The organism is Streptomyces sp. ISL-98 (assembly GCF_018614055.1).
GTDB classification, from domain to species: Bacteria; Actinomycetota; Actinomycetes; order Streptomycetales; family Streptomycetaceae; genus Streptomyces; species Streptomyces spiramyceticus.
Window position 1 is genome coordinate 421,099 of sequence record NZ_JAGGPB010000001.1, and the last position, 21,884, is coordinate 442,982.

Annotated in this window: 20 protein-coding genes and 1 riboswitch; of the genes, 5 read left to right on the forward strand and 15 right to left on the reverse strand. The window is 69.3% G+C overall.

Annotated elements, in window-relative coordinates; all coding sequences use genetic code 11:
- Positions 1-7 precede the first annotated feature (7 nt).
- Complete coding sequence (locus J7I98_RS01930; RefSeq protein ID WP_214915081.1) at positions 8-457, reverse strand: SRPBCC family protein; 450 nt, start codon at positions 455-457, stop codon at positions 8-10.
- Positions 458-550: 93 nt separating this feature from the next.
- The gene (locus J7I98_RS01935) at positions 551-1,300 is read right to left on the reverse strand and encodes a metallophosphoesterase (RefSeq protein WP_214915685.1); all 750 of its coding nucleotides are present in this window, start codon (positions 1,298-1,300) and stop codon (positions 551-553) included.
- A 289-nt stretch (positions 1,301-1,589) separates the two neighbouring features.
- On the opposite strand from J7I98_RS01935, the gene J7I98_RS01940 reads away from it, so the two are divergent.
- A complete protein-coding gene (locus J7I98_RS01940) occupies positions 1,590-3,386 on the forward strand; it encodes a long-chain fatty acid--CoA ligase (protein WP_214915083.1) in 1,797 nt (598 codons plus the stop codon).
- A 70-nt stretch (positions 3,387-3,456) separates the two neighbouring features.
- Here J7I98_RS01940 and J7I98_RS01945 read toward each other — a convergent pair whose 3' ends face one another.
- Positions 3,457-4,611 carry a glycosyltransferase family 4 protein gene (locus tag J7I98_RS01945; RefSeq protein ID WP_214915088.1) on the reverse strand — a complete coding sequence of 385 codons (1,155 nt, stop codon included), beginning with the start codon at positions 4,609-4,611 and terminating at the stop codon, positions 3,457-3,459.
- 99 nt (positions 4,612-4,710) lie between these two features.
- Here J7I98_RS01945 and J7I98_RS01950 point away from each other — a divergent pair, with 99 nt between their 5' ends.
- On the forward strand, positions 4,711-5,970 hold the full coding sequence (locus J7I98_RS01950; protein ID WP_214915696.1) for a glycosyltransferase 87 family protein: 1,260 nt from the start codon (positions 4,711-4,713) through the stop codon (positions 5,968-5,970).
- A gap of 170 nt (positions 5,971-6,140) precedes the next feature.
- Here J7I98_RS01950 and J7I98_RS01955 read toward each other — a convergent pair whose 3' ends face one another.
- From J7I98_RS01955 to J7I98_RS01975, 5 genes are all read right to left on the reverse strand, one after another.
- A complete protein-coding gene (locus J7I98_RS01955) occupies positions 6,141-7,376 on the reverse strand; it encodes a hypothetical protein (protein ID WP_214915090.1) in 1,236 nt (411 codons plus the stop codon).
- A gap of 33 nt (positions 7,377-7,409) precedes the next feature.
- On the reverse strand, positions 7,410-8,444 hold the full coding sequence (locus J7I98_RS01960; protein ID WP_214915092.1) for an NlpC/P60 family protein: 1,035 nt from the start codon (positions 8,442-8,444) through the stop codon (positions 7,410-7,412).
- Between the two features lie 254 nt (positions 8,445-8,698).
- On the reverse strand, positions 8,699-9,727 hold the full coding sequence (locus J7I98_RS01965; protein WP_214915095.1) for a C40 family peptidase: 1,029 nt from the start codon (positions 9,725-9,727) through the stop codon (positions 8,699-8,701).
- A 311-nt stretch (positions 9,728-10,038) separates the two neighbouring features.
- Complete coding sequence (locus J7I98_RS01970; RefSeq protein ID WP_374225053.1) at positions 10,039-11,397, reverse strand: NYN domain-containing protein; 1,359 nt, start codon at positions 11,395-11,397, stop codon at positions 10,039-10,041.
- A 36-nt stretch (positions 11,398-11,433) separates the two neighbouring features.
- On the reverse strand, positions 11,434-11,676 hold the full coding sequence (locus J7I98_RS01975) for a hypothetical protein (protein WP_028811405.1): 243 nt from the start codon (positions 11,674-11,676) through the stop codon (positions 11,434-11,436).
- A 135-nt stretch (positions 11,677-11,811) separates the two neighbouring features.
- Between J7I98_RS01975 and J7I98_RS01980 the strand changes: the two genes are divergently transcribed.
- Positions 11,812-12,522: a rhomboid family intramembrane serine protease gene (locus J7I98_RS01980; RefSeq protein ID WP_214915098.1), complete on the forward strand. Its 711-nt coding sequence runs from the start codon at positions 11,812-11,814 to the stop codon at positions 12,520-12,522.
- Positions 12,519-12,800, forward strand: a complete 282-nt coding sequence (locus tag J7I98_RS01985; protein ID WP_005318592.1) for an Lrp/AsnC family transcriptional regulator — start codon at positions 12,519-12,521, stop codon at positions 12,798-12,800. Before J7I98_RS01980 ends, J7I98_RS01985 begins: the two co-directional genes overlap by 4 nt.
- A gap of 13 nt (positions 12,801-12,813) precedes the next feature.
- On the opposite strand, the gene J7I98_RS01990 is transcribed toward J7I98_RS01985, so the two are convergent.
- From J7I98_RS01990 to J7I98_RS02015, 6 genes are all read right to left on the reverse strand, one after another.
- Positions 12,814-14,175, reverse strand: a complete 1,362-nt coding sequence (locus J7I98_RS01990; RefSeq protein WP_214915100.1) for an aminotransferase class V-fold PLP-dependent enzyme — start codon at positions 14,173-14,175, stop codon at positions 12,814-12,816.
- Positions 14,176-14,337: 162 nt separating this feature from the next.
- Positions 14,338-14,454: riboswitch (SAM riboswitch) on the reverse strand.
- 97 nt (positions 14,455-14,551) lie between these two features.
- Positions 14,552-15,616 carry an anthranilate phosphoribosyltransferase gene (gene trpD, locus J7I98_RS01995; protein ID WP_214915107.1) on the reverse strand — a complete coding sequence of 355 codons (1,065 nt, stop codon included), beginning with the start codon at positions 15,614-15,616 and terminating at the stop codon, positions 14,552-14,554.
- A gap of 133 nt (positions 15,617-15,749) precedes the next feature.
- Entirely contained in the window at positions 15,750-17,375 is a 1,626-nt protein-coding gene (locus J7I98_RS02000; protein WP_214915110.1) for a cytochrome bc complex cytochrome b subunit, read from the reverse strand.
- Entirely contained in the window at positions 17,372-18,424 is a 1,053-nt protein-coding gene (locus J7I98_RS02005; RefSeq protein WP_214915113.1) for a ubiquinol-cytochrome c reductase iron-sulfur subunit, read from the reverse strand. Before J7I98_RS02005 ends, J7I98_RS02000 begins: the two co-directional genes overlap by 4 nt.
- A complete protein-coding gene (locus tag J7I98_RS02010; protein WP_214915116.1) occupies positions 18,421-19,230 on the reverse strand; it encodes a c-type cytochrome in 810 nt (269 codons plus the stop codon). Before J7I98_RS02010 ends, J7I98_RS02005 begins: the two co-directional genes overlap by 4 nt.
- Positions 19,231-19,297: 67 nt before the next feature.
- Positions 19,298-19,918: a heme-copper oxidase subunit III gene (locus J7I98_RS02015; protein ID WP_214915119.1), complete on the reverse strand. Its 621-nt coding sequence runs from the start codon at positions 19,916-19,918 to the stop codon at positions 19,298-19,300.
- Positions 19,919-20,096: 178 nt separating this feature from the next.
- Between J7I98_RS02015 and J7I98_RS02020 the strand changes: the two genes are divergently transcribed.
- Complete coding sequence (locus J7I98_RS02020) at positions 20,097-20,498, forward strand: hypothetical protein (protein ID WP_214915122.1); 402 nt, start codon at positions 20,097-20,099, stop codon at positions 20,496-20,498.
- Positions 20,499-20,514: 16 nt separating this feature from the next.
- Here the strand turns inward: J7I98_RS02020 and J7I98_RS02025 are convergent, their stop codons facing one another.
- Positions 20,515-21,771 (reverse strand): Ig-like domain-containing protein, encoded by a 1,257-nt coding sequence (locus tag J7I98_RS02025; RefSeq protein ID WP_214915124.1) that lies wholly within the window; start codon positions 21,769-21,771, stop codon positions 20,515-20,517.
- Between the last annotated feature and the right edge of the window lie 113 nt (positions 21,772-21,884).

Sequence of the window (21,884 nt, forward strand, 5' to 3'; positions counted from 1 at the left end):
CAGGGCATCAGGCCTTCGGGTTGCTTTCGACGCGCTTCTTCAGACCGGCCAGGGCCCGGTCGATGATGACCTTCTCGGCCTTGCGCTTGATCATCCCGAGCATGGGGATCTTGACGTCGACGGTCAGCTGGTACGTGACCTCGGTGCGGTCGCCGTCGCCGAGCGGGGCGAGGCTGTACGAGCCGTCGAGGGCGCGCAGCATCTGGGACTTGACCAGCGTCCAGCTGACCTCGTTGTCACCGGTCCAGGTGTACGCGAGGGTGTGGTCGTCCTTGATCGCGCCCGCGTCCAGCAGCAGGCGTACCTGCTCGGCGCGGCCCTTGGCGTCGGAAGCCAGTACCTCGGCCTCCTTCACCTCGCCGGTCCACTCGGGGTAGCGGGCGAAGTCGGCGATCACGCCCATCACGTCGGCCGGTGCCGCCTCGATCGTGATGCTCGAGCTGGTGTGTTCCGCCATCGCTGTGGCTCCTCCAGTGCGGTTCCGGTCAGGGGGCAGGTACTCAGGGGGCACTGTCCGCGTGAAGGCTACCGCGACCGGTCGGGCCGCCGATCACCACTCCAGGGTCCAGGGGCGGCCGGTGGAGGCGAAGTGCCCGACGTTCACGCACTCCGTCGCACCGACGCGCATGCGGCGGGCCAGCGGCTGGTGGACGTGGCCGAAGAGGGCGTAGCGGGGGCGGGTGCGGTGGATCGCGTCGAGGAGGGCCCGGCTGCCGCGTTCGAACCTGCGCGCCACGGTGTCGTACACGAGCTCGGGGACCTCGGGCGGGATGTGCGAGCACAGCACGTCCACCTCCCCGAGGGCCTCGACCTTGGCGGCGTACTCCGCGTCGTCGATCTCGTACGGCGTGCGCATCGGGGTCCTGAGGCCGCCGCCGACGAAGCCGAAGACGCGGCCGCCGATCTCGACGCGCTCGCCGTCGAGGACGGTGGTGCCGGGGCCCGCGAAGTCCCGCCACAGGGTCGGCATGTCGACATTGCCGTACGTGGCGTACGTCGGCGTGGGGAAGGCGGCGAACAGTTCGGCGTACTGCTTGCGCACCGCCGCCTCCGTCGCGGCCGCCCTGTCGACGCCCGCCCACAGCCTGCGACCCAGCTCGCGGGCCTCCTCGAAGCGGCGGGCGGTGCGCAGCTCGACGATCAGATCGGCGTTCTCGACGCCGAAGAGGTCGGGAAAGATGCCGCGCGAGTGGTCGGCGTAGTCGAGGAAGAGAACCAGGTCGCCGAGACAGATCAGCGCGTCCGCACCGTCACCCGCCCTGGCCAGGTCCTTCGCGTTCCCGTGTACGTCGCTGACCACATGCACTCGCATGGCGATCACCCTAGGGCGCCTCACTCGCTGCGGGTAGAGGGGGCCGGACCTGCGGTTACTTTCGACACGATGCAAGGGTGGACTACTGTGCGCGGAGCACCGCCATGACATGTGACGCAGCGAACATCTGGCCAGACCCCCCTATCCGGAACCGAGTACTGGTGGGTAACGTCCGGGCAGTCCAAACGTGCTCACCCCACTGAGCACCTGCCCGGTCTTGGACCGCAGCCGACGCGCACATCGACGTGGCGCCGGCGCCCGATGAGGAGCAGCAGTCTTGCGCGAGTTCAGCCTTCCGGCCCTGTACGAGGTCCCCACGGACGGCAACCTGACGGATCTCATCCGCCGCAATGCCACGCAGCACCCCGATGTGGCGGTCATGAGCCGCAAGGTCGGGGGTGTCTGGACGGATGTCACCGCCACCGAGTTTCTCGCCGAGGTCCGCGCCGCCGCCAGAGGCCTGATCGCCGCCGGCGTGCAGCCGGGCGACCGCGTCGCCCTGATGTCCCGTACCCGCTACGAGTGGGTGCAGATGGACTTCGCGATCTGGAGCGCCGGCGCGGTGACCGTGCCCGTGTACGAGACCAGCTCCGCCGAACAGGTCCAGTGGATCCTGGGCGACTCCGGCGCCGTCGCTGTGATCGTCGAGAGCGCGGCGCACGCCGATGCGGTCGCGTCCGTACGGGACGGGCTGCCCGCCCTCCAGCACGTCTGGCAGATCGACAAGGGCGCGGTCGCCGAGCTGGCCGAGGCCGGCGCCGATGTCTCGGAGGAGACGGTCGACGAGCGCAGCGCCGCTGCCAAGGCCGACGACCCGGCGACGATCGTCTACACCTCGGGGACGACCGGCCGCCCCAAGGGCTGCGTGCTGTCCCACCGCAACTTCTTCGCGGAGTGCGGCAATCTGGTGGAGCGGCTCAAGCCGCTGTTCCGCACCGGCGAGGATTCGGTGCTGCTGTTCCTGCCGGCGGCGCATGTCTTCGGGCGGATGACCGAGTTGGCGGCCGTACTGGCGCCGATCAGGCTCGGCTGCGTACCGGACATCAAGAACCTCACCGACGAGCTCGCCACCTTCCGGCCGACGCTGGTCCTCGGCGTGCCGCGCGTTTTCGAGAAGGTGTACAACTCGGCGCGCGCCAAGGCGCAGGCCGACGGCAAGGGCAAGATCTTCGACAAGGCGGCGGACACGGCCATCGAGTACGGCCGCGCCCTGGCCACGCCCGGCGGTCCTTCCCTGGGCCTCAGGCTCAAGCACAAGGTCTTCGACAAGCTGGTGTACAGCAAGCTGCGCGCCGTCCTCGGCGGACGCTGCAAGTTCGCGATCTCCGGCGGCGCCCCGCTGGGCGACCGGCTGGGCAACTTCTACAGCGGCATCGGCTTCACGGTGCTCGAGGGGTACGGCCTCACCGAGTCGTGCGCGGCCACCGCGTTCAACCCGTGGGACCGGCAGAAGATCGGCACGGTCGGTCAGCCGCTGCCGGGTTCCGTGGTGCGGATCGCGGACGACGGCGAGGTGCTGGTCCACGGCGAGCACGTCTTCAGCGGGTACTGGAAGAACGAGGCGGCGACGGCCGAGGCGCTGGCCGACGGCTGGTTCCACACCGGTGACATAGGCACGCTCGACGAGGACGGCTACCTCGCGATCACCGGCCGCAAGAAGGAGATCATCGTCACGGCGGGCGGCAAGAACGTCGCCCCCGCGGTGATCGAGGACCGCATCCGGGCGCACGCGCTGGTCGCGGAGTGCATGGTGGTCGGCGACGGGCGGCCGTTCGTCGGCGCGCTGGTCACCCTCGACGAGGAGTTCCTGGCCCGCTGGGCGGCGGAGAACGGCAAGCCGGCCGGGTCGACCGCCGCGTCGCTGCGCGAGGACGCGGATCTCCTCGCGGTCATCCAGCAGGCGGTGAACGACGGCAATGCCGCGGTGTCCAAGGCGGAGTCGGTGCGGAAATTCCGCGTGCTGCCGAGCCAGTTCACCGAAGAGGCCGGGCACATCACGCCGTCGCTGAAGCTCAAGCGCAACGTCGTCGCGAAGGACTTCGCCGACGAGATCGAAGCGATCTACCGGGGCTGATACGGGCAGGTACCGATGGAGCCCAGAACCCGGGCTCCATCGGTGACGTATATCGGTGACGTACAGGAGATCAGAGAAGCGCCTTCAGCTTCTCCGCGAGCAGGTCCCAGCGCCACTTCTCCTCGACCCACTCCCGCCCGCGCTCCCCCATCCGCCGCCGCAGCTCCGGATCCTGGAGCAGCGTGACGATCCGGTCCGCCGACTCGTCGGCAGCGGCTGCCGCAGGCCCACCGCGCACCACCCACCCCGTCTCCCCGTCCAGTACGGCGTCGGGCGCCCCGCCCGAGTCACCTGCCACTACGGGCAGCCCGGTCGCCGACGCCTCCAGGTAGACGATGCCGAGCCCCTCGACGTCGAGCCCGCCCCGGCGCGTACGGCACGGCATGGCGAACACGTCACCGGCGCCGAAGTGGGCCGGCAGCTCCTCCCACGGCACAGGCCCGGTGAAGCGCACGGAGTCCGTGACGCGGGTCTCCGCGGCCAGCTTCTTCAGTTCCTTGGCGTACGGGCCGCCGCCCACGATCAGCAGTACCGCGTCCGGCACCTCGCGCAGTATCCGGGGCATCGCCAGGATCAGCGTGTCCTGGCCCTTGCGCGGCACCAGCCGGGACACGCACACCACCACGGGCCGGTCGGCGAGCCCGAGCCGCTCACGGACGGCGTCGCCGCCCGAGGCGGAGTGGAAGGTCTTCTCGTTGACGCCGGGCGGCAGTTGGACCATGCGCGCGGCGGCTTCGGGCGTGAGCGCGGCGGCTATCCGTGAGCGCGTGTACTCACCGAGATAGGTGATCGTGTCCGTACCCTCGCCGATCCTGCGGAGCAGCTGACGGGCGGCGGGCAGCTGTGCCCAGCCCGCCTCGTGACCGTGCGTGGTGGCGACGATCCGCGTCGCGCCCGCCTTGCGCAGTGCGGGGGCCATCAGCCCGAGCGGCGCCGCCGCCCCAAACCACACGGACGTACAGCCGTGCTCGCGCAGCAGCCCTGCCGCGCGGCGCGTGACGCGCGGGGTCGGCAGCAGCATCGTCGTCGGGTCGCGTACGACGGTGAACGGCTGCTCGGCATCGAACGCGGCCGTGGCGGCGGCACCTTCGGCGCCCCGCTTCCACGTGGACGCGTAGACGACGAGCTGCTCGGGGTCCAGGCGCAGCGCCATATTATGCAGAAATGCCTGGATGCCGCCGGGACGGGGCGGGAAGTCATTGGTCACGATCAAGGTCTTGTGCATCGCCGCCGACAGTACCGAACGGCCCCGCTTCTTGGCTCTGGCGCATCCCCGCCCGGCATCATGTCTCCCGCACCCCTGCGCGAAACGGACGAGGTGGTCATGGCGGGCACAGGCGAAGCCGGCGGCACAAGGCGCCCTGTCGCGCTGTGGGTTGTCACCCGGACCGTGCTGCTGCTGTGTGTCTTCAAGGTGTTCACCGTGCCGGGTCCCGACGTCACGAGCGACGTCTCGGTGATCTATCAGGGCTGGTACGAGGTGCTCCGGACCGGCACCTTCCCGCTGGACGACATCACCTGGCAGTACCCGCCCGCCGCCGCCCTCGCGCTCCTCTCCCCCGCTCTGCTGCCCTTCCTCGGCTACACGTCCGCCTTCTTCGTGCTGGCCTTCCTCGCGGACGCGGTCGTCATGGGTCTGCTCCTGTACGCCGGCCGGCGCCCCGGCAAGCGGCTCGCGGGGGCGTGGGTCTGGGTGGCGGGGGTGCCGCTGCTCGGCCCGACGGCGTACGCCAGGTACGACGTGATGGTCACGGCGGTCGCGGTGGCGGCCCTGCTGGCCGGGGCGCGCAGGCCGCGCGTGCTGGGGGCGCTGGCGGCCTTCGGGGCGCTCCTGAAGGTGTGGCCGCTGCTGCTGCTTGTGGGGGCGCCACGCGGGCGCGGGGCCCGGTCCGCGGGCATGGCGGCGGCCGCGGGGCTCGCGGGCCTGATGGTGCTGTTCTGCGCCACGATGCCGGGGGCGCTGGCCTTCCTGACCTTCCAGCGCGAGCGGGGCACGGAGATCGAGTCGCTCGGCGCGCTCGTCTTCCATGCCGCCCGGCACTTCGGCTGGCAGGGGCAGGTGCTGCTCAACTACGGCTCCGTGGAGTTCCTAGGGCCGTACGTCCCGCTGGTCAGCACGGTTGCGATGGCGCTGACGGCGCTGGCTTTCGGCTGGCTGCTGCTGTGGCGGGTCAGGGCGGTCGAGTTCGCGGCGTCGACGCCGTGCGATGCGGCTTTCGCCGCGCTCCTGCTGTTCACGACCACCAGCCGGGTGATCAGCCCGCAGTACATGCTGTGGCTGGTCGGGCTTGCCGCCGCGTGTCTGGTCTTCCGGGGCAGCCGGATGGGCGCTCCGGCGCGGCTGGTGCTCGCCGCGACCGGTGTCACCTTCCTGGAGTTCCCGATCTGGTTCTCGCACGTGGTGAGCAGTGACTGGCTGGGGGTGCTGCTGCTGGCCGTACGCAATGGGCTGCTGGTCGCCGCGACGCTGATGGCTTGCCGCCGGCTGTGGCAACAGACGGTCTCGGGTCCGCGAGCGCGGGCGCAGCGTGCGGTGCCGGCGCAGCGTGCGGCGGACGCGGAGCGGGAGCTGCTGGCGTCGTAGGGGGGGGTGGGCGCGGGTGCCTGCGGCGCTGTTCCCCTCCCCGCCCCTTCCCCCTGTGACATTTTGCGGCTGCCGCCGCGTGGGCGGCTCCGCACCGGACACCGCTCCTCGAACTCCCCCAAGGACTACGTCCAGGGGGACCCCCAGAGGCTGAAAACACCCAAGCGGTCTCAGGCGAGCCGCTCCCCCACGTACTCCCGCCACCTCACCGTGAAGTCCTCCAGCGTCGTGCTCAGCTCCGACCGCATCGCCTTCTCGACCGCGCCCTCGCGCTGCCGCTGCGCGCCCACCGCCCGGTAGAACGCGGTCAGCTTGTCCTCGTCCCACCGCTCCGCGATCAGCTCGCAGGCCAGCCAGCCGCTCTCGTACGCCCGCCCGAGGCCCTCCGCGTCACTGCCGAAGCCGAAGTCCTTGTCGGCCGGCAGCGCGGCGTCGGCGGGGACCTCTCCCGCGTGTACCGCGCGGCGCAGTTCGGGGGCGGCCTGGGCCGCGGTGCGGCCGATGTCGCGGTACGCCACCCAGTCCGCGAAGCCCTCCGAGAGCCACATCGGGGTGGCCGCGGACGTGTGGGCGCGGGTGGCGACGTGGGTGGACTCGTGGGTGAGGACGAGCCGGCGGCCGAAGTCGCCGAGGACTTCGTACGCCTCGGGGTTGACGATCACCCGGTCCGCGGGCGCCCGGCCCGATCCCCCCGCCTCCCCCGTGGTGACAGCGGCGATACCCCGGTACGCGGCAGCCGGAGTGCCCAGCAGCAACCCCATCGCGTCGACCGAGGAGGGCACCAGAACGACCAGGCGCCTGGCCCACTGTTCCGGCCACGCCCGGTCGACCGCGGGCACCGCGCGGTCGGCGGTATCCGCTATGGCGCGCAGCCGGCCCGCGTCCTGGCCGGTGCCGAGGACCAGGCTGCGTGCGCCGCGTACGACGGTGACCTTGCCCTGCTCCCAGAGGTGGCGCGCGCTGCCCTCGGCCGTACGGTCGGCCGCGACGTACCAGCGCCCGTCCCGCTCGGCCAGTTCCACTTCCGTGGCGGCCTTCACCGGCGCCCCGTCGTACCCGGCGAACCGGTAGCGCAGCTCGACCTGGGCGGTGGCCCGCCCCGCGCCCGTACGGTCGAGGCCGGTCAGCCGGTACTCCCAGGAGCGCAGCGGCACGTCGGCCAGATTCCGGAACTCACGGCGCTCCGCCGCGCGCAGCGTGCCCGCCCGGGGGTCGAGGACGTCCAGGTAGCCGGCCTCGTCGCGGTCGACGACGGCGGCGGCTCTGCGGTCCAGGGTCCGCTGGATGTCCCGGGCGGCGACGTCCGCGGGCTGTCCGGGGGTGGAGCACGCAGGGGCGAGAAGGAGAGCAGCGACGACGGGCCCCGCCCACCGTCTCCGCCGTGTTCCGCACCGCCGACCTGCCACCCAGCGATCGTACGGGCCGGGGGCGCGGGCCCGTCAGACCCGGGTCACCGACGAGACGGGCATCATGCCGACGGGGTCGTAGCGCACCGGGGCGCCGGGGTACGGCGCGTGCACCACCTGGCCGTTGCCCATGTACATCCCGATGTGGCTGGCATCGTCCCGGTAGGCCACGAGGTCACCGGGCTGCGCCTGGTCGAGGGGGACCTGCTGCCCGGCGTAGCGCTGCGCCTGCGAGGTGCGTGGCAGGGCGACGCCCGCCTGCGCGTACGACCACTGGGTGAGCCCGGAACAGTCGAAGCCGTACGGGCCATTGGCGCCCCAGATGTACGGCTTTCCGACGGCCTGCTGAGCGGCTAGCACGGCGGCTCCGGCGCGCGCGGAGGCCGGCGCTCCGGCCGGCATGGGCAGCGTCTCGCTGCGGCCCGCACCGGAGCGGGAGGACCGGTCGTACTCGTCACGCTCGTCGGGCGGCAGCGAATTGAGCAGCTGCCGCGCCTCGGCGAGCTTGCGCTCCACGGTGCGCTTGTGGCGGGCGACGGTGGCCCGGCTGCGCTCCAGCTCGGTGAGCTTGCGCGAGGCCTCGGAGCGATGCTGCGCCAGCTTGCGCTGCGCGGCCCTGAGTTCGTGCAGATCGCTCGCCTGGCGGGCGCTGATGCGGTCGAGGGCCGCGGCCTTGTCGAGGTAGCTGTCGGGGTCCGCGGACAGCAGCAGGGCGAGCGCCGGGTCGATTCCGCCCGACCGGTACTGGGCACCCGCGACCGAACCGAGCGCTCCGCGCATCTGATTGATGCGCTCCTGGCCGCGGGCGGCCTCGTCCTGGGCCTGGTCGACCTCCGCGCGCAGCTCGTCCGCACGCTCGTCGGCCTTGTTGAACCGCTCGGTGGCCTGCTCGGCCTGCTCGTACAGCTGGTCGACCCTGGCCTGGGTGGCCGCTTGGGTGTCCTGAGGATCGGCGCTCGCCGGGGAAGCGACGAGCGCTGCCGCCGCCGTTGCCGCGGCCGCTGACAGAACCGTGACCCGGGCGCTCTGCGTGAGGCCGGACGGTGAGGGACGCCGATGGGTCACCACAGGAAGCCGCACTCCCTTCTACTGCGTGCAGCCCCCTGCCGCCCTGGGCGGGCGGACCATGGACCGGGGAGCTGCGCGAGCAGACAGTAGCCGCGCGAACACACCCCGACCAAAGACCTCGCCGGGCGCAGACGGGGCGCAAACAGCGACGCCCCGCCGGAGAAGCAGGTCACCGGCGGGGCGGACAGTCAGCGGGAGTTGCCGGAATTCGCCCGAATGGGCGGTGTCGGCAGCATCCTCAAGAAAGGCGTTTGTCAGATACGCACACCGAACTGGAAGGTGCCCATGTAGTCCATCGACTCGTAGCGCACATTGGCGCCGGGCTTCGGAGCGTGCAGAATCTGGTTGTTTCCGGCATAAAGGCCCACGTGCGCCAGGTTGTTGAAGAACACCAGGTCGCCCGGCTTGAGCTGGCCCTTGCTGTAGAGCTTCTGGCCGTCGTTGTGCTGGGTGTACGTGGTCCGGGTGATCGAGACACCGGCCTGCGCGTACGCCCACTGGGTCAGCCCCGAGCAGTCGTAGGAGTTGGGCCCGGTCGCGCCGGAGACGTACGGCTTGCCTATCTGGGTGGCCGCTGCGCTGAGCGCGGCACTGCCGCGCTGGGAGGCCGCCACCTCGTTGCCGAGGCTCACTCGGTCGCTGGCCGCGCGGCTGGCGCGCTGCTCCTTCTCCCGCATCTCTTCACGCTCGGCGGCGGTCAGCGAGTTCAGGAGGCGCTGCGCCTCGGCGAGCTTGCCCTGGAACTTCTTCTTCTTCTCGCCCAGTTCCTTGCGTACGTCTTCGAGGTCGTCGAGCTTGTCCGTCGCCTCGGCGCGCTGCTGGGCAAGGGTGCGCTGCTTCGCCTGGATCTTCTGGAGCGACTCGGCCTGCTTGGCGCTCAGCTGGTCGATCGCGCCGGCCTTGTCCAGGTAGTTGTCGGGGTCGGCGGAGAGGAAGAGCTGCACGGAGGGGTCGATGCCACCGGTGCGGTACTGGGCGCTGGCCACCGAACCGAGCTCACCACGCAGGTCGTTGAGGTCCTCCTGGCCGCGGGCGACCTTGTCCTGGAGGTTTTCGACCTCTTCCTTGAGCTTGTCCTGCCGCTCCTTGGACTGGTTGTACTTCTCCGTGGCCGCCTCGGCCTCGTGGTAGAGCTTGTCGACCTTCGCCTTGACCTCGCTCTTGGTCGGCTTGGGGTCGGCCTGAGCGGTCTGGGACGTGAGTGCGACGGCTGCGGCTGCGGTCGCGGTGAGCACAGTCACACGAGTACGGCTCGGCTGCTTGGGACGACGGTGGGACGCCACGAAGGCGAGCTCCTTCTTCCTCGAGCCGCCTACCGGGCTAGTGGGGGGATGCGATCCCCGGCTCCACGATTCGGTTCCCCCGCGGAACTGGACCGAACTGCATGGACTCGGCGGTACCTTCACTGCCACCCCGGATGGGCGATCAACTGTGCGAAGGTTCGAGGGCAGACCTTAGTGACCTTCTTGTGATCAGTTCAAATCCCCACAGGGAAAATCTTAAACCCAGGTCACAATCTTTACTTTCATCACACGTGCAGTAACGGCAACTTGACGGTACGTTCCGTGAATTCGGGCATTAAGCCCACGAGTTACTAGACGCGCGAAAGCCGCTTCAGCAGCAAGGCGGACGCAACCGGCCTCGCCCCCGCCTTCGCGACCCCGTCGGCCACCTCACGGTCGGTCGACGCCACCACCACGGGCCGCCCGGCCGGCTCCGCCCGTACGAGCTGCCTGATGAGCTCGTCCGCGGTCACCCCCGGCTTGCTGAACAGCACCCGGACCCCGCGCGGCGGCGCGAGCAGCACGGGCGCCACCAGCTCGGCCCCGTCGAAGACGCACGTCACCTCGGCGCCCGACTGCGCCGCGAGCATCGAGAGGCCGCCGAGCAGGCGCAGCCGCTGCTTGTCCAGCGGCATCTGCGGATAGCCGGTCTTGGTGACGTTGTAGCCGTCCACGACCAGGTGCGCCTGCGGCAGCGCGAGCAGCTGGTCGAGCAGTGCGGGGTCGGTCTCGGAGAGCGCCCTGGCCGCGATGTCCTTGGGCGTCATACGGCCCGGCTCGACGGCGTCCACCATGTCGGCGGGGTGCAGGGACGCGGGCGGCAGAGCCAGTTCGCGGCGCAGTCCCTGGGCGGCCTCCAGCACCGTGTCGAGCAGCAGCCGTACCCGCATGTCCTCGATGCTGCGGCCCTCGCGCACCGCCCTGCGGCTCGCCTCCAGGCCCGCCTCCACCTCGGCGAGGCGGGCCTTCAGGCGCCGCGTCTCGCTCTCGGAGGCGGTGACCTGGGCGGCGGCCTCGGCCTTGAAGGTCTCGGCCTCGGCGTTCGTACGGCGCAGGGCCGCCTCGCCGCGCTTCACGTCGCTCAGCGCGCTGCGCAGCTTGCGCTGGAGTACGTCGGCTTCCTTGCGGGCCGCTTCCAGTTCCGTACGGAGCCGCTCGGTCTCGCTCTTGGTGTGCTCGCGCGCGTGCGCGAGCTCTTCGCGCAGCCGTTCCAGCTCGCGCTGGGCGGCCTCGTCGGCGCGCTCGGCGTCCGCCCGCAGCGCCTCTTCGCCCGCGGCGGCCACCAGCTTGACCCAGCCGACGGGACGCAGCACGTACGCCGCCGCCGCCACGTCGACGGGATCGGCGGCGGCGGGCGGCGAACCCGACTCCAGCGCCGTCGCCAGCTCGGGCTGCGCCTCGCGCAGCCGCTCCCCGATGCGCTGGCGGAACAGCGGGTCGCCCTCCAGGGCAGCGGCCATCGCGTTGCCCGCGAACTTGGCACGCCTGGTCGGGGTGAACCGGGCGTACTGCCTCAGCTGGGCGGGCAGTTCGGCGACGGTGAGCCCGCCGAACGCGTCCGAGACCAGCGCGACGACCTTGCGCCGTACACCTTCGGGCAGCGGGCGGTCGAGCACCTCGGCGGCGTCACCGGCCGATTCGGCCGGTTCAGCGCCGCTTGCATGCTCCACAATCCGTCACCCCACTACCCTTTCGGGCCGGTCCTGTCAGGAGCCGGCACCCGGCCTGTCCACCAGTTCGATCTGGTCCACCGCGTTGCACCAGCGGCAGCGCACTGACTCGATGGTCTCACTGACCACCTCACGTTCTTCGACCTTGGACTCTCCGGCCAGGTCGAGATGTACGTACTCGATCACCTTGGACGACCGGGTCACGTCGAAACGCGTGAGATTGCCGCACAGGGCGCAGCGCCACCGGGTCTCGGCAGTCGGCAGGGGAACCGTCGTCATCGTGCCGTCCTTATTTCATCGTGCCTACTGCCCGTAACCCTACGGCCTCACGGGTACCCGCGTGGCGGGGAGCCGACCCGTGGGATCCGGCGAGGCGGTCTGTCCACCTGGGTCCCGTTACGACATGCTCTGGTCATGATCGGTTGGCGGGAAGCGGCCCGGGGCCCCGTGGTGACGTACGGCGCGATCGGCGTGTGCTGCCTGATCTTCGTCCTCGGCCCGCTCTCCGGCCTCAATCCGGAGTACGGCACGGGCGACAACCTCCTCGCGGCGCAGAGCGCGTACTTCGAGCGCTGGGGTGTGATCCCGAACGAGCTGCTGAGCGGTTCGGCCGCCGCCCTGGTCACCCCGGCCACCGCCCTGTTCGTCCATGGCAGCTGGCTCCATCTGCTGGGCAACATGCTGTTCCTGTACGTCTTCGGGGCGATGGCGGAGGAACGGATGGGCCGCGTCCCGTTCGCGCTGTTCTATCTGAGCTGCGGCTACCTGGCCCTGCTCTTCTACGCCGTCGCCCATGCCGCGTCCGACCAGACGCTGGTGGGGGCCTCCGGCGCGATCGCCGCGGTGCTCGGGGCTTTCCTCTATCTCTTCCCCAGGGCGCGCGTCACCAGCCTGTTCCCGTTCCTCTTCTTCCTGCCGCTGCGCTTCCCCGCCTGGATCGTGCTGATCTTCTGGTTCGTACTCCAGTGGCTGGCGGCGCAGAGCGCGGGCTCGGGGCCCGGCGTGGCCTATCTGGCACATGTGGCGGGCTTCTGCGCGGGCTTCCTCTTCGCCTGGGGGCGATACCGGCGTACGGATAGAGTGAAGGTCTCAGCGTCGGCCACCGAGGGAGAAAGCCAACCGTGATCACCGCGATCGTGCTCATCAAGACCAGCGTGGACCGGATCCCCGAGATCGCGGAGTCCATCGCGGCGCTCGACAGCGTCAGCGAGGTCTTCTCGGTCACCGGTACGTACGACCTGATCGCCATGGTGCGTGTGGCCAAGCACGACGACCTGGCCGATGTCATCCCGGGCCGGATCAGCAAGATCCCCGGCGTCGAGGGCACCGACACGCACGTGGCCTTCCGTACGTACTCGCAGCACGACCTGGAAGCGGCCTTCGCGATCGGCCTCGACGCCTAGGGATGTCCGGCGGTCAGACCGCCGGGACGCAACGGCCTTCCTCGGTACGGTAGTTCCACTTCGCCCCGTCCTGAACGAGCTCCTTGACGGCGCGTACGAACCGCTCCACATGCTCGTCGGGCGTACCGGCGCCGAAGCTGACGCGGATGGCGTTGAGCGACTTCTCGCCGGGCGCGGCCTCGGGGGCACCGCACTCGCCCTGGGTCTGCGGGTCGCTGCCGAGCAGAGTGCGGACCAGCGGGTGCGCGCAGAAAAGTCCGTCCCGTACGCCGATTCCGTACTCGGCGGACAGGGCGGCCGCGAAGTGCGAGCTGTTCCAGCCCTCGACCACGAATGAGATGACGCCCACGCGCGGGGCTTGGTCGCCGAAGAGCGACAGCACCTTGACCGCGTCCACATCGGCGAGGCCGTCGAGGACCTTCGTCACGAGCTGCTGCTCGCGCTCGACCAGCGAGTCGAAACCGGCCTCGGTGAGCGCCTTGCAGGCGGACGCGATCGAGTAGACACCGATGACATTGGGCGAACCGGCCTCGTGGCGGGCGGCCGTGGTGTGCCAGTCGACGTCCACGCCACCGTCGTCGCGGCGGGCGACCTTGCGCGACGCGCCCCCGCCCGCGAGGTACGGCTCGGCGCTCTGCAGCCAGTCGGCGCGGCCCGCGAGCACGCCCGAGCCGAACGGCGCGTACAGCTTGTGCCCGGAGAAGGCGACCCAGTCCACGTCCAGCTCCGCGATGTTCAGCGGGTGGTGCGGCGCGAGCTGCGCGGCGTCCAGCACGATCCGGGCGCCGTGGGCGTGCGCGGCGGCGGCGAGCTCCTTGACCGGCCACAGCTCACCGGTGACGTTCGAGGCTCCGGTCACGCAGACCAGGGCGGGCCCGTAGGGGTCGCGGTCGGCGAGGGCGCGCTCCAGGGTGGCGACGGCCTCGTCGGCGGTGCGCGGCGCGTTCAGGTACGTCACGCGGGCGTCGCGCCAGGGCAGGAGCGAGGCGTGGTGCTCGGTCTCGAAGACGAAGACCTGGCAGTCGTCGGGCAGCGCGGCGGCCAGCAGGTTGAGCGAGTCGGTGGTGGACCGCGTAAAGACGACCTGGTCGCTCTCGCGGCAGCCGAGGAACTCGGCGACGGTGGCGCGGCTGTTCTCGAAGAGGTCGGTCGACAGCTGCGAGAGGTAGCCGGCGCCGCGGTGCACGCTGCCGTAGTACGGGGCGTACGCCGCCACGTCGTCCCACACCCGCTGGAGGGCCGGGGCACTTGCCGCGTAGTCGAGGGCGGCGTAGGTGACCTCGCCACCGGTGACGAGCGGCACGAGAACATCCCTGCCCAGAACGGGCAGCGGGGTACAAAGAGTCTGGTCGGCGGCAGCGGTGGAGACAGACATGGCGAACTCCCGTGAAAGGCATGCGAATTCCGTGCGCCGGCGGATACGCGGCAGCGCAGGAACAAAGAGAAAAGGGTGCGCGGAAGTGGGGCTTCGAGCCCTATCGCATTCGCTTACTCACGAGACTGCTCCCTTGAGGACCAGGACCCCAGGGTGTGCAGGGGTCCGCGCTTGCCGCAGACCTTTCTGTCTGCGGCCTGGTCTTCACCCGGGGCACCCCGCCACGGACGGAGGGTTGCCGGACAGCAAGCCGGGGCCAAAACGCTGTCACTCATGACCTGCCAAGCATCCTGCCACACGATCAAGAAGACGCAAGCCGTAGTCCAGCGTTTGAGATAAACGGGGCTGGACTACGGCTTGCGTCGGACAACTGCGCTCACTTGTTGCTGGCGGCGACCCATCGTTCGAGCACCCTGCGCGCCGCACCCGAGTCGATCGACTCGGCCGCCCTGACGATCCCCGCCGCGAGCTGGTCGTTCAGGGATGCGTCGGCCGGGTCCAGGGCGACGAGCGCCGCCGCCGTGTTGAGCAGCACCGCCTCCCGTACCGGCCCGGTCTCACCGGCGAGGAGCCGTCGCGCGACATCCGCGTTGTACGACGCGTCCGCTCCGCGCAGCGCCTCGACCGGCACGATCTCCAGGCCCACGTCACGCGGGTCGAAGGCCTCTTCCCGGACCGTCCCGTCCCGTACGATCCACACCCGCGAGGTCGCGGTCGTGGTCAGTTCGTCGAGCCCGTCGTCGCCGCGGAAAACCAGCGAGGAGTTCCCCCGTTCGGCCAGGACACCCGCCACGATGGGGGCCATCCGGGCGTCGGCGACACCGACCGCCTGCGCTTTGACCTGGGCCGGGTTCGTCAGCGGGCCGAGGATGTTGAACGTCGTCTGCGCGCCCAGCTCCTTGCGTGCCTTCGCGGCGTACCGCAGCGCGGGGTGGAACTTCACCGCGAAGCAGAAGGTGATGCCCGCTTCCTCCGCGACCTCGGCGACACGCTGCGGCGTCAGCTCCAGGTTGACGCCCAGCTTCTCCAGGACGTCGGAGGCGCCGCTCGCCGACGAGGCGGCGCGGTTGCCGTGCTTGACGACCTTGGCGCCGGTGCCGGCGACGACGATCGCCGACATGGTCGAGATGTTGACCGTCTTGGCCAGGTCGCCGCCCGTACCCACGATGTCGACCGTACGGCCGGGCACCTCAATGGTGTTGGCGTGCGCGTACATCGCCCGTACGAGACCGGACACCTCGTCGACCGTCTCGCCCTTGGCGCGCAGCGCGACCGCGAAGCCGGCGATCTGGGCGTCGGTCGCCTCGCCGCTCATGATGCGGTGCATGGCCCAGGCGGTGTCGTCCGCCGACAGGTTCTCGCCGCGCAGCAGGGGATTCAGCACACCCGGCCAGGAGCCGGCCGCCACGCTGTCGCCGCCAACCGGGGTCACAACGTTCATGGTCCGCTCCAGGGTCCACAGCCGATAAGGATGCTTCCTACCCTATCCAGCCCCGGGGACAGCGAAGAGCCCCGTCCGACGAATGGACGGGGCTCCTGCTGTGGCGACCTGTTCAGGTCGGAGACTCGGACGATCAGTGCTGGCCGTGGCCGCTGGTGATCTCCTTGTACTCCTCGGTGGTCGGCTTGGGGACCTGGTTCCCCTCGCCGAAGTAGCCCTTGCTGAGCTTGGCCCTGAGCTTCTCGCCGCGCGTCACCTTGCGCTCGACACCGTTCTCGTCGACCAGCGGGCCGATCTCGTGCGGCTCGTACTGCTCGTGGGCGGTGAGCTTGTGCAGATCGCTCTGGCCGAGCGGCTCGTGGACCTCGACGAACTCACCGTGCGGCAGGCGCTTGATGATGCCGGACTCACGTCCGTGCAGCACCTTGTCCTTGTCGCGGCGCTGGAGGCCGAGGCAGATCCGCTTGGTGACGATGAAGGCGAGGACCGGTCCGACGAAGTAGCTGATCCGGACGAACCAGGTGATCGCGTTGATCGACAGGTTGAAGTGCGTGGCGAAGATGTCGTTTCCGCCACCGAGCAGCATGATCACGTACCCGGTGATCCAGGCGACGCCCAGCGCGGTCCTGGTCGGCGCGTTGCGCGGCCGGTCCAGGATGTGGTGCTCGCGCTTGTCGCCGGTGACCCAGGCCTCGATGAACGGGTAGGCCGCCAGCACGACGAGAACCAGGCCGAAGAGCATCAGCGGGATGAACACGCCCAGGGCGAGCGTGTGGCCCCAGAAGTTGATCTCCCAGCCGGGCATCACACGGATCAGGCCCTCGGCGAAGCCCATGTACCAGTCGGGCTGGGCGCCGGTGGACACCTGGTCCGGACGGTACGGGCCGAGCGCCCACACCGGGTTGATCGTGAACGCCGCCGAGATGATCGCGATGACACCGAAGACCAGGAAGAAGAACCCTCCGGCCTTGGCCATGTAGACCGGCAGCAGCGGCATGCCGACGACGTTCTTGTTCGTACGGCCCGGACCCGCGAACTGCGTGTGCTTGTGGAAGAACACCAGGATGAGGTGCGCCACCACGAGCCCGAGCATGATGCCGGGCAGCAGCAGGATGTGGATGGAGTAGAACCGGGCCACCATGTCGTGGCCGGGGAACTCCCCGCCGAACAGGAACATCGAGATGTACGTGCCGACGATCGGCGTCGCCAGGATCGCGCCCTGCGTGAAGCGGACGCCGGTGCCGGAGAGCAGGTCGTCCGGGAGCGAGTAGCCGGTGAAACCGGTGAACATGCCCAGCACGAACAGCAGGAAGCCGAACAGCCAGTTGATCTCACGCGGCTTGCGGAACGCGCCCGTGAAGAACACGCGCATCATGTGCACGAACATCGCGGCGAGGAAGATCAGCGCGGCCCAGTGGTGGATCTGCCGGATGAGCAGACCACCGCGGACGTCGAAGCTGATGTCCAGCGTCGAGGCGTACGCCTCGGTCATCCGGATGCCCTGCATGGGCACGTACGAGCCGTGGTACTCGATCTCGTTCATGCTCGGGTGGAAGAACAGCGTCAGATACACACCCGTGAGGATGATGATGATGAAGCTGTAGAGCGCGATCTCACCCAGCATGAAGGACCAGTGGTCCGGGAAGATCTTGCGCATGTTGGACTTGGCGAGGGTGAAGATGCCCAGTCGGCCGTCCGCCCAGTCGGCGACCCGCTCACCTGCGGGTGCCTTGCGCTTTTCGTCGGTCACGGTGCTCATCCGCGCTCCCAGAAACTAGGACCGACGGGCTCTTCGAAGCCGTTGAGCGCTTCGAGGAATCCCTCGTCATTCACGCCGATCTGCAGCTGCGGAAGGGCGTGACCGGCCGGGCCGAAGATGACGCGGGCACCGTCGGAGAGGTCAAAAGTGGACTGGTGGCACGGGCAGAGCACGTGATGCGTCTGCTGCTCGTACAGGCTGATCGGGCAGCCGACGTGGGTACAGATCTTCGAGAACGCCACGATGCCCTGGTGGGACCACTCGAGCTCGCGCTTGTCCTTGATGTCCTCCGGCTGAAGCCGGACGATCATCAGGGCGGCCTTGGCGATCTCGTTGTTGAACTCGTGGTTGTCCTCTTCCAGGCCTTCCGGCATGGCGAAGGTCAGCGAACCGACGGCAACGTCCTCGGGACGCAGCGGCTCCATCGTGTTCTGGTTGATCAGCAGCTTGCCCTTGGCCCACAGCGTCTTGCGGAGCTTGTCCTCGGGCAGCGGACCGAGTTCACGGAGCAGCACCACACCGGAGAGCGGCACCATCGCCAGCGCGCCGAACATCGTGGTGCGGATCAGCTTGCGCCGGCCGATGACCGACTCCTCGGCGCCCGCCTTGAAGTCGGCCATGACCTTGGCCCTGACCTCGGGCTCGGCCTCGATCGGGTGACGGTCGTCGGCGACCTCGACGTCGGACATCAGGGTGCGGGCCCAGTGGACCGCACCCGCGCCGATGCAGAACAGCGCGAGACCGAGGGTCAGACCCAGCGAGAGGTTGATCGCGCTGACGTGGCCGAGCGGCCAGACGTACACGATCTTGTCCACCGGGAAGGCCACGAAGGAGGCGATGAAGCCGACCGTGGACAGCATGGACAGCGTGAACAGGAGTGCCACCGTGCGCTCGGAACGCTTGGCGGCCCGCTCGTCGATGTCCTGGATGCGCGGCTTGTGGGCCGGCAGCCCCGGGTCGGCGAACGGATCGTCCGCCACTGCTACCGCGGTGTGCGCGGTGCCCTGCTCGCTCGGCAGGTTCTCTTCTGGAATCTCTTGGCTACTCATGACTTCTTGGCCTTAGCGGTGTGGGCCGCGACCCAGACGGCAACAGCGATCAGCGAACCCAGACCGAAGATCCAGCCGAACAGGCCCTCGCTGACGGGGCCGAGGCCACCCAGCGCAAAGCCACCGGGAGTCTCGGTCTCATCGCCGTTCACGGTCTGGATGTACGAGATGATGTCCTTCTTTTCCTTCTCCGGCAGCGTCGTGTCGGGGAAGGACGGCATGTTCTGCGGGCCGGTCTGCATGGCCTCGTAGAGATGCTTCGGGTCCACGCCTTCGAGGCTCGGGGCGTACTTGCCGTTTGTCAGGGCACCGCCCTCACCCGTGAAGTTGTGGCACTGGGCGCAGTTGGTACGGAACAGGTCGCCACCCTTGGCGATGTTCGCACCCTCGGTGTTGTACTGCTCCTCGGTCGGCGTCATCGGGCCGGGGCCGAGCGAAGCGATGTACGCGGCAAGCTGGTCGATCTCTGCCTGCGAGTAGACCTTCTTCTTCTTCGGCACCTGGGCGCCGGGCTGCTGCGCCGGCATACGGCCGGTGCCGACCTGGAAGTCCACTGCGGCCGAGCCGACGCCCACGAGGGGCGGACCGTCGGAACCACCCTGACCGCCGGTGCCGTGGCAGCTGGAGCAGCCGACGGCGTAGAGCTTCTTGCCCTCCTCGATGGCGAGGGACTGGGCGGTTTCATCGGCCTGCGCCTTGCCCGCGGGCGCGAACGCGGCGTACAGCCCCCCAGTGGCCGCCAGCGCGAGGAGTAGGACGACGACCGCCGCCAGCGGATGGCGTCGTCGTGCGGAGAGCTTTTTCACGGATTACCCCGGTGTCAGGATCTTCTGCGTCGATGCTTGCTGGATGTAAGTCGGGTGCGGACCCGAGTTACTTGATCATGTAGATCGTGGCGAAGAGGCCAATCCAGACGACATCGACGAAGTGCCAGTAGTAGGACACGACGATGGCGGCGGTTGCCTGCTCATGGGTGAATCTCTTGGCCGCGTATGTACGGCCGAGGACCAGCAGGAAGGCGATGAGTCCGCCCGTCACATGCAGTCCGTGGAAGCCGGTGGTCAGGTAGAACACCGAGCCGTACGGGTCGGACGAGAGCGAAAGGCCCTCGTGCTTGACCAGCTCGGTGTACTCGAAGACCTGGCCTCCGATGAAGATCGCACCCATCACGAACGTGAGAATGAACCACGCTCGGAGCTTCTTCACATCGCCCTTCTCCGCGGCGAAGACGCCGAGCTGGCAGGTGAGGGAAGAGAGCACCAGGATCGTGGTGTTCGTCGCCGAGAACGGGAAGTTCAGCGTTGACGCCATTTCCTCCCAGTGCTCGGGTCCCGTCACCGATCGCAGGGTGAAGTACATCGCGAAGAGGGCCGCGAAGAACATCAGCTCGGAACTCAGCCAGATGATGGTTCCGACGCTGGTGAGGTTCGGTCGATTGACCGACGGGTGCGCGTGCCCGGTATCTACTGTCGTTGCTGTCGCCACGACCGACATTATGTCGGTCGCTTATCCCGCCCTCACTCCCGGGGGTGCCATTCGGCGCGTCAGTGGTCCGTGTGCTGCTCGAACGGCCCATCGAAGCCCTGTCCGAACCCCTGCTGACAGGCTGTCGGACGGAGTAGCATCCGCGCATCGGTTCCGGATCCCATGCCCGCGACGTATCGGAGGAACAATGCAGTCGACCGCCAGGGTCCTGGTGTACAGCGACAACGCGAACACCCGCGAGCAGGTGCGGCTGGCAGCGGGTCGCAGGCCTGCCGCGGACCTGCCGCCGGTCGAGTACGTCGAGTGCGCGACGCTGCCCGCCGTCCTCACGACGCTGGAAGCGGGCGGCATCGATGTCTGCGTGCTGGACGGCGAGGCCGTACCCGCGGGCGGCATGGGCGTCTGCCGGCAGATCAAGGACGAGATCTACGACTGCCCGCCCGTGCTGCTGCTGATCGGCCGCCCCCAGGACGCCTGGCTGGCCACCTGGAGCCGTGCGGAGAGCGCCGTGACCCTCCCGATCGACCCCGTGGAGTTCCCGGACGCGCTGGCCTCTCTGCTGCGCGGCAGGCTCGCCATAGACGCATGACACCCGCGAAGCCCCGTCAGACCTCCGGCCGCAGCCGCGCCGCGTCGACGGGGCTTCTGCCGTCCGAGGTACCGGCCATCAGGGCGCTGCCCCTGCGCCACTTGTTCCAGGGCAGGTTCCAGTCGCCGAAGCCGTTGCCGAAGGGGGCCATCGTCTCTCCCTCGCTGTTGACGACCCTGACGATGTCGCCCTGGCGGACGGTGTCGTAGAACCACTCGGCGTTGCTCGTGCTCATGCCGGTGCAGCCGTGGCTGACGTTGGCGGCTCCCTGCGAGCCGACCGACCAGGGTGCGGCATGGACGTACTCGCCGCTCAAGGTGACGCGCGTCGCGTAGTAGACGGGCAGGTCGTACGAGTCCGCCGAGCCCGCCGGGATGCCGATGCTCGTACCGCGCATCCGTACGAAGTACTCCTTGCCCAGCACGACCTTGACGCCGTTGCGGGTGGAGAAGCCTGGCTTGCCCGTGGTGACCGGAATGGTGTTGATCACCTTGCCGTTGCGCTTCACCGTCATCTGGTGCGAACCGGCGTCCGTGATGGCCTCGATCCGGTCGCCGATGCTGATCTCCAAGGGCTTCGCAGGGGCGCCGTAGAGCTTGTTGGCGACCTTGATGCCGTCGAGGTTGCTGCGCACCTTGACCGAGGCATTGGCGGGCCAGAAGTCCTTGGGGCGGAAGTGCAGCGTCTTGCTGTCCACCCAGTGCCAGGAGCCTTCCACTGCGGGACTTGAGCTGACCTTCAGTCCCCGTTCGACGACCGCTCGCGCCGCCGCGCCCTTGACGGGGGCGTTCAGCTTGGCGGTGACGGGCTGACCGACGCCGTACTTGCCCGGCTCGGGGCCGAAGGAGACCTTCAAGCCCCTCTTGGCCGGGGCGGTTTCGAAGGTGAGCATGCGCAGGCCGGGTGCGCCGTCCTCGTCCTCGGTACTGACCTTGACGGTATAGCGCGCTCCTGCGGCCAGCGGGGCGATGCTGTGCCACCAGGCGCCGTCGGCGGAGAGTTCGCCCGCCACGTAGCGCCCTGCGGCGTCGGCGGCCGTCACGTCCGTGATCCGGCCGTCCTTGCTCCTGGCGATGATCTCCAGAGGCTTCTCCGGGTTCGCCTTGGCCGTGCCCGCGGTCCCGTTGAAGGTGATCTGGCTCGCCGCGTCGTACGGCTTCGCCGACAGCGGATGACCGTCCGGCCCGCCGCTGCACGCGGTGGCTCCTGCCGCGACGGACGCGACCAGCAGGGAGCAGCTCATTACCGTCCGGGATCGAGGTGAGTAGCTCATGATCACACGTTATGAACATTCGTCCGATCCAGCGCGCTCAGTGACTGCAAAAGAGGGACCCGGCCAACCTGACGTGCAGGTGGACCGGGCCCCTCTGGTTACGGCGAATGCCG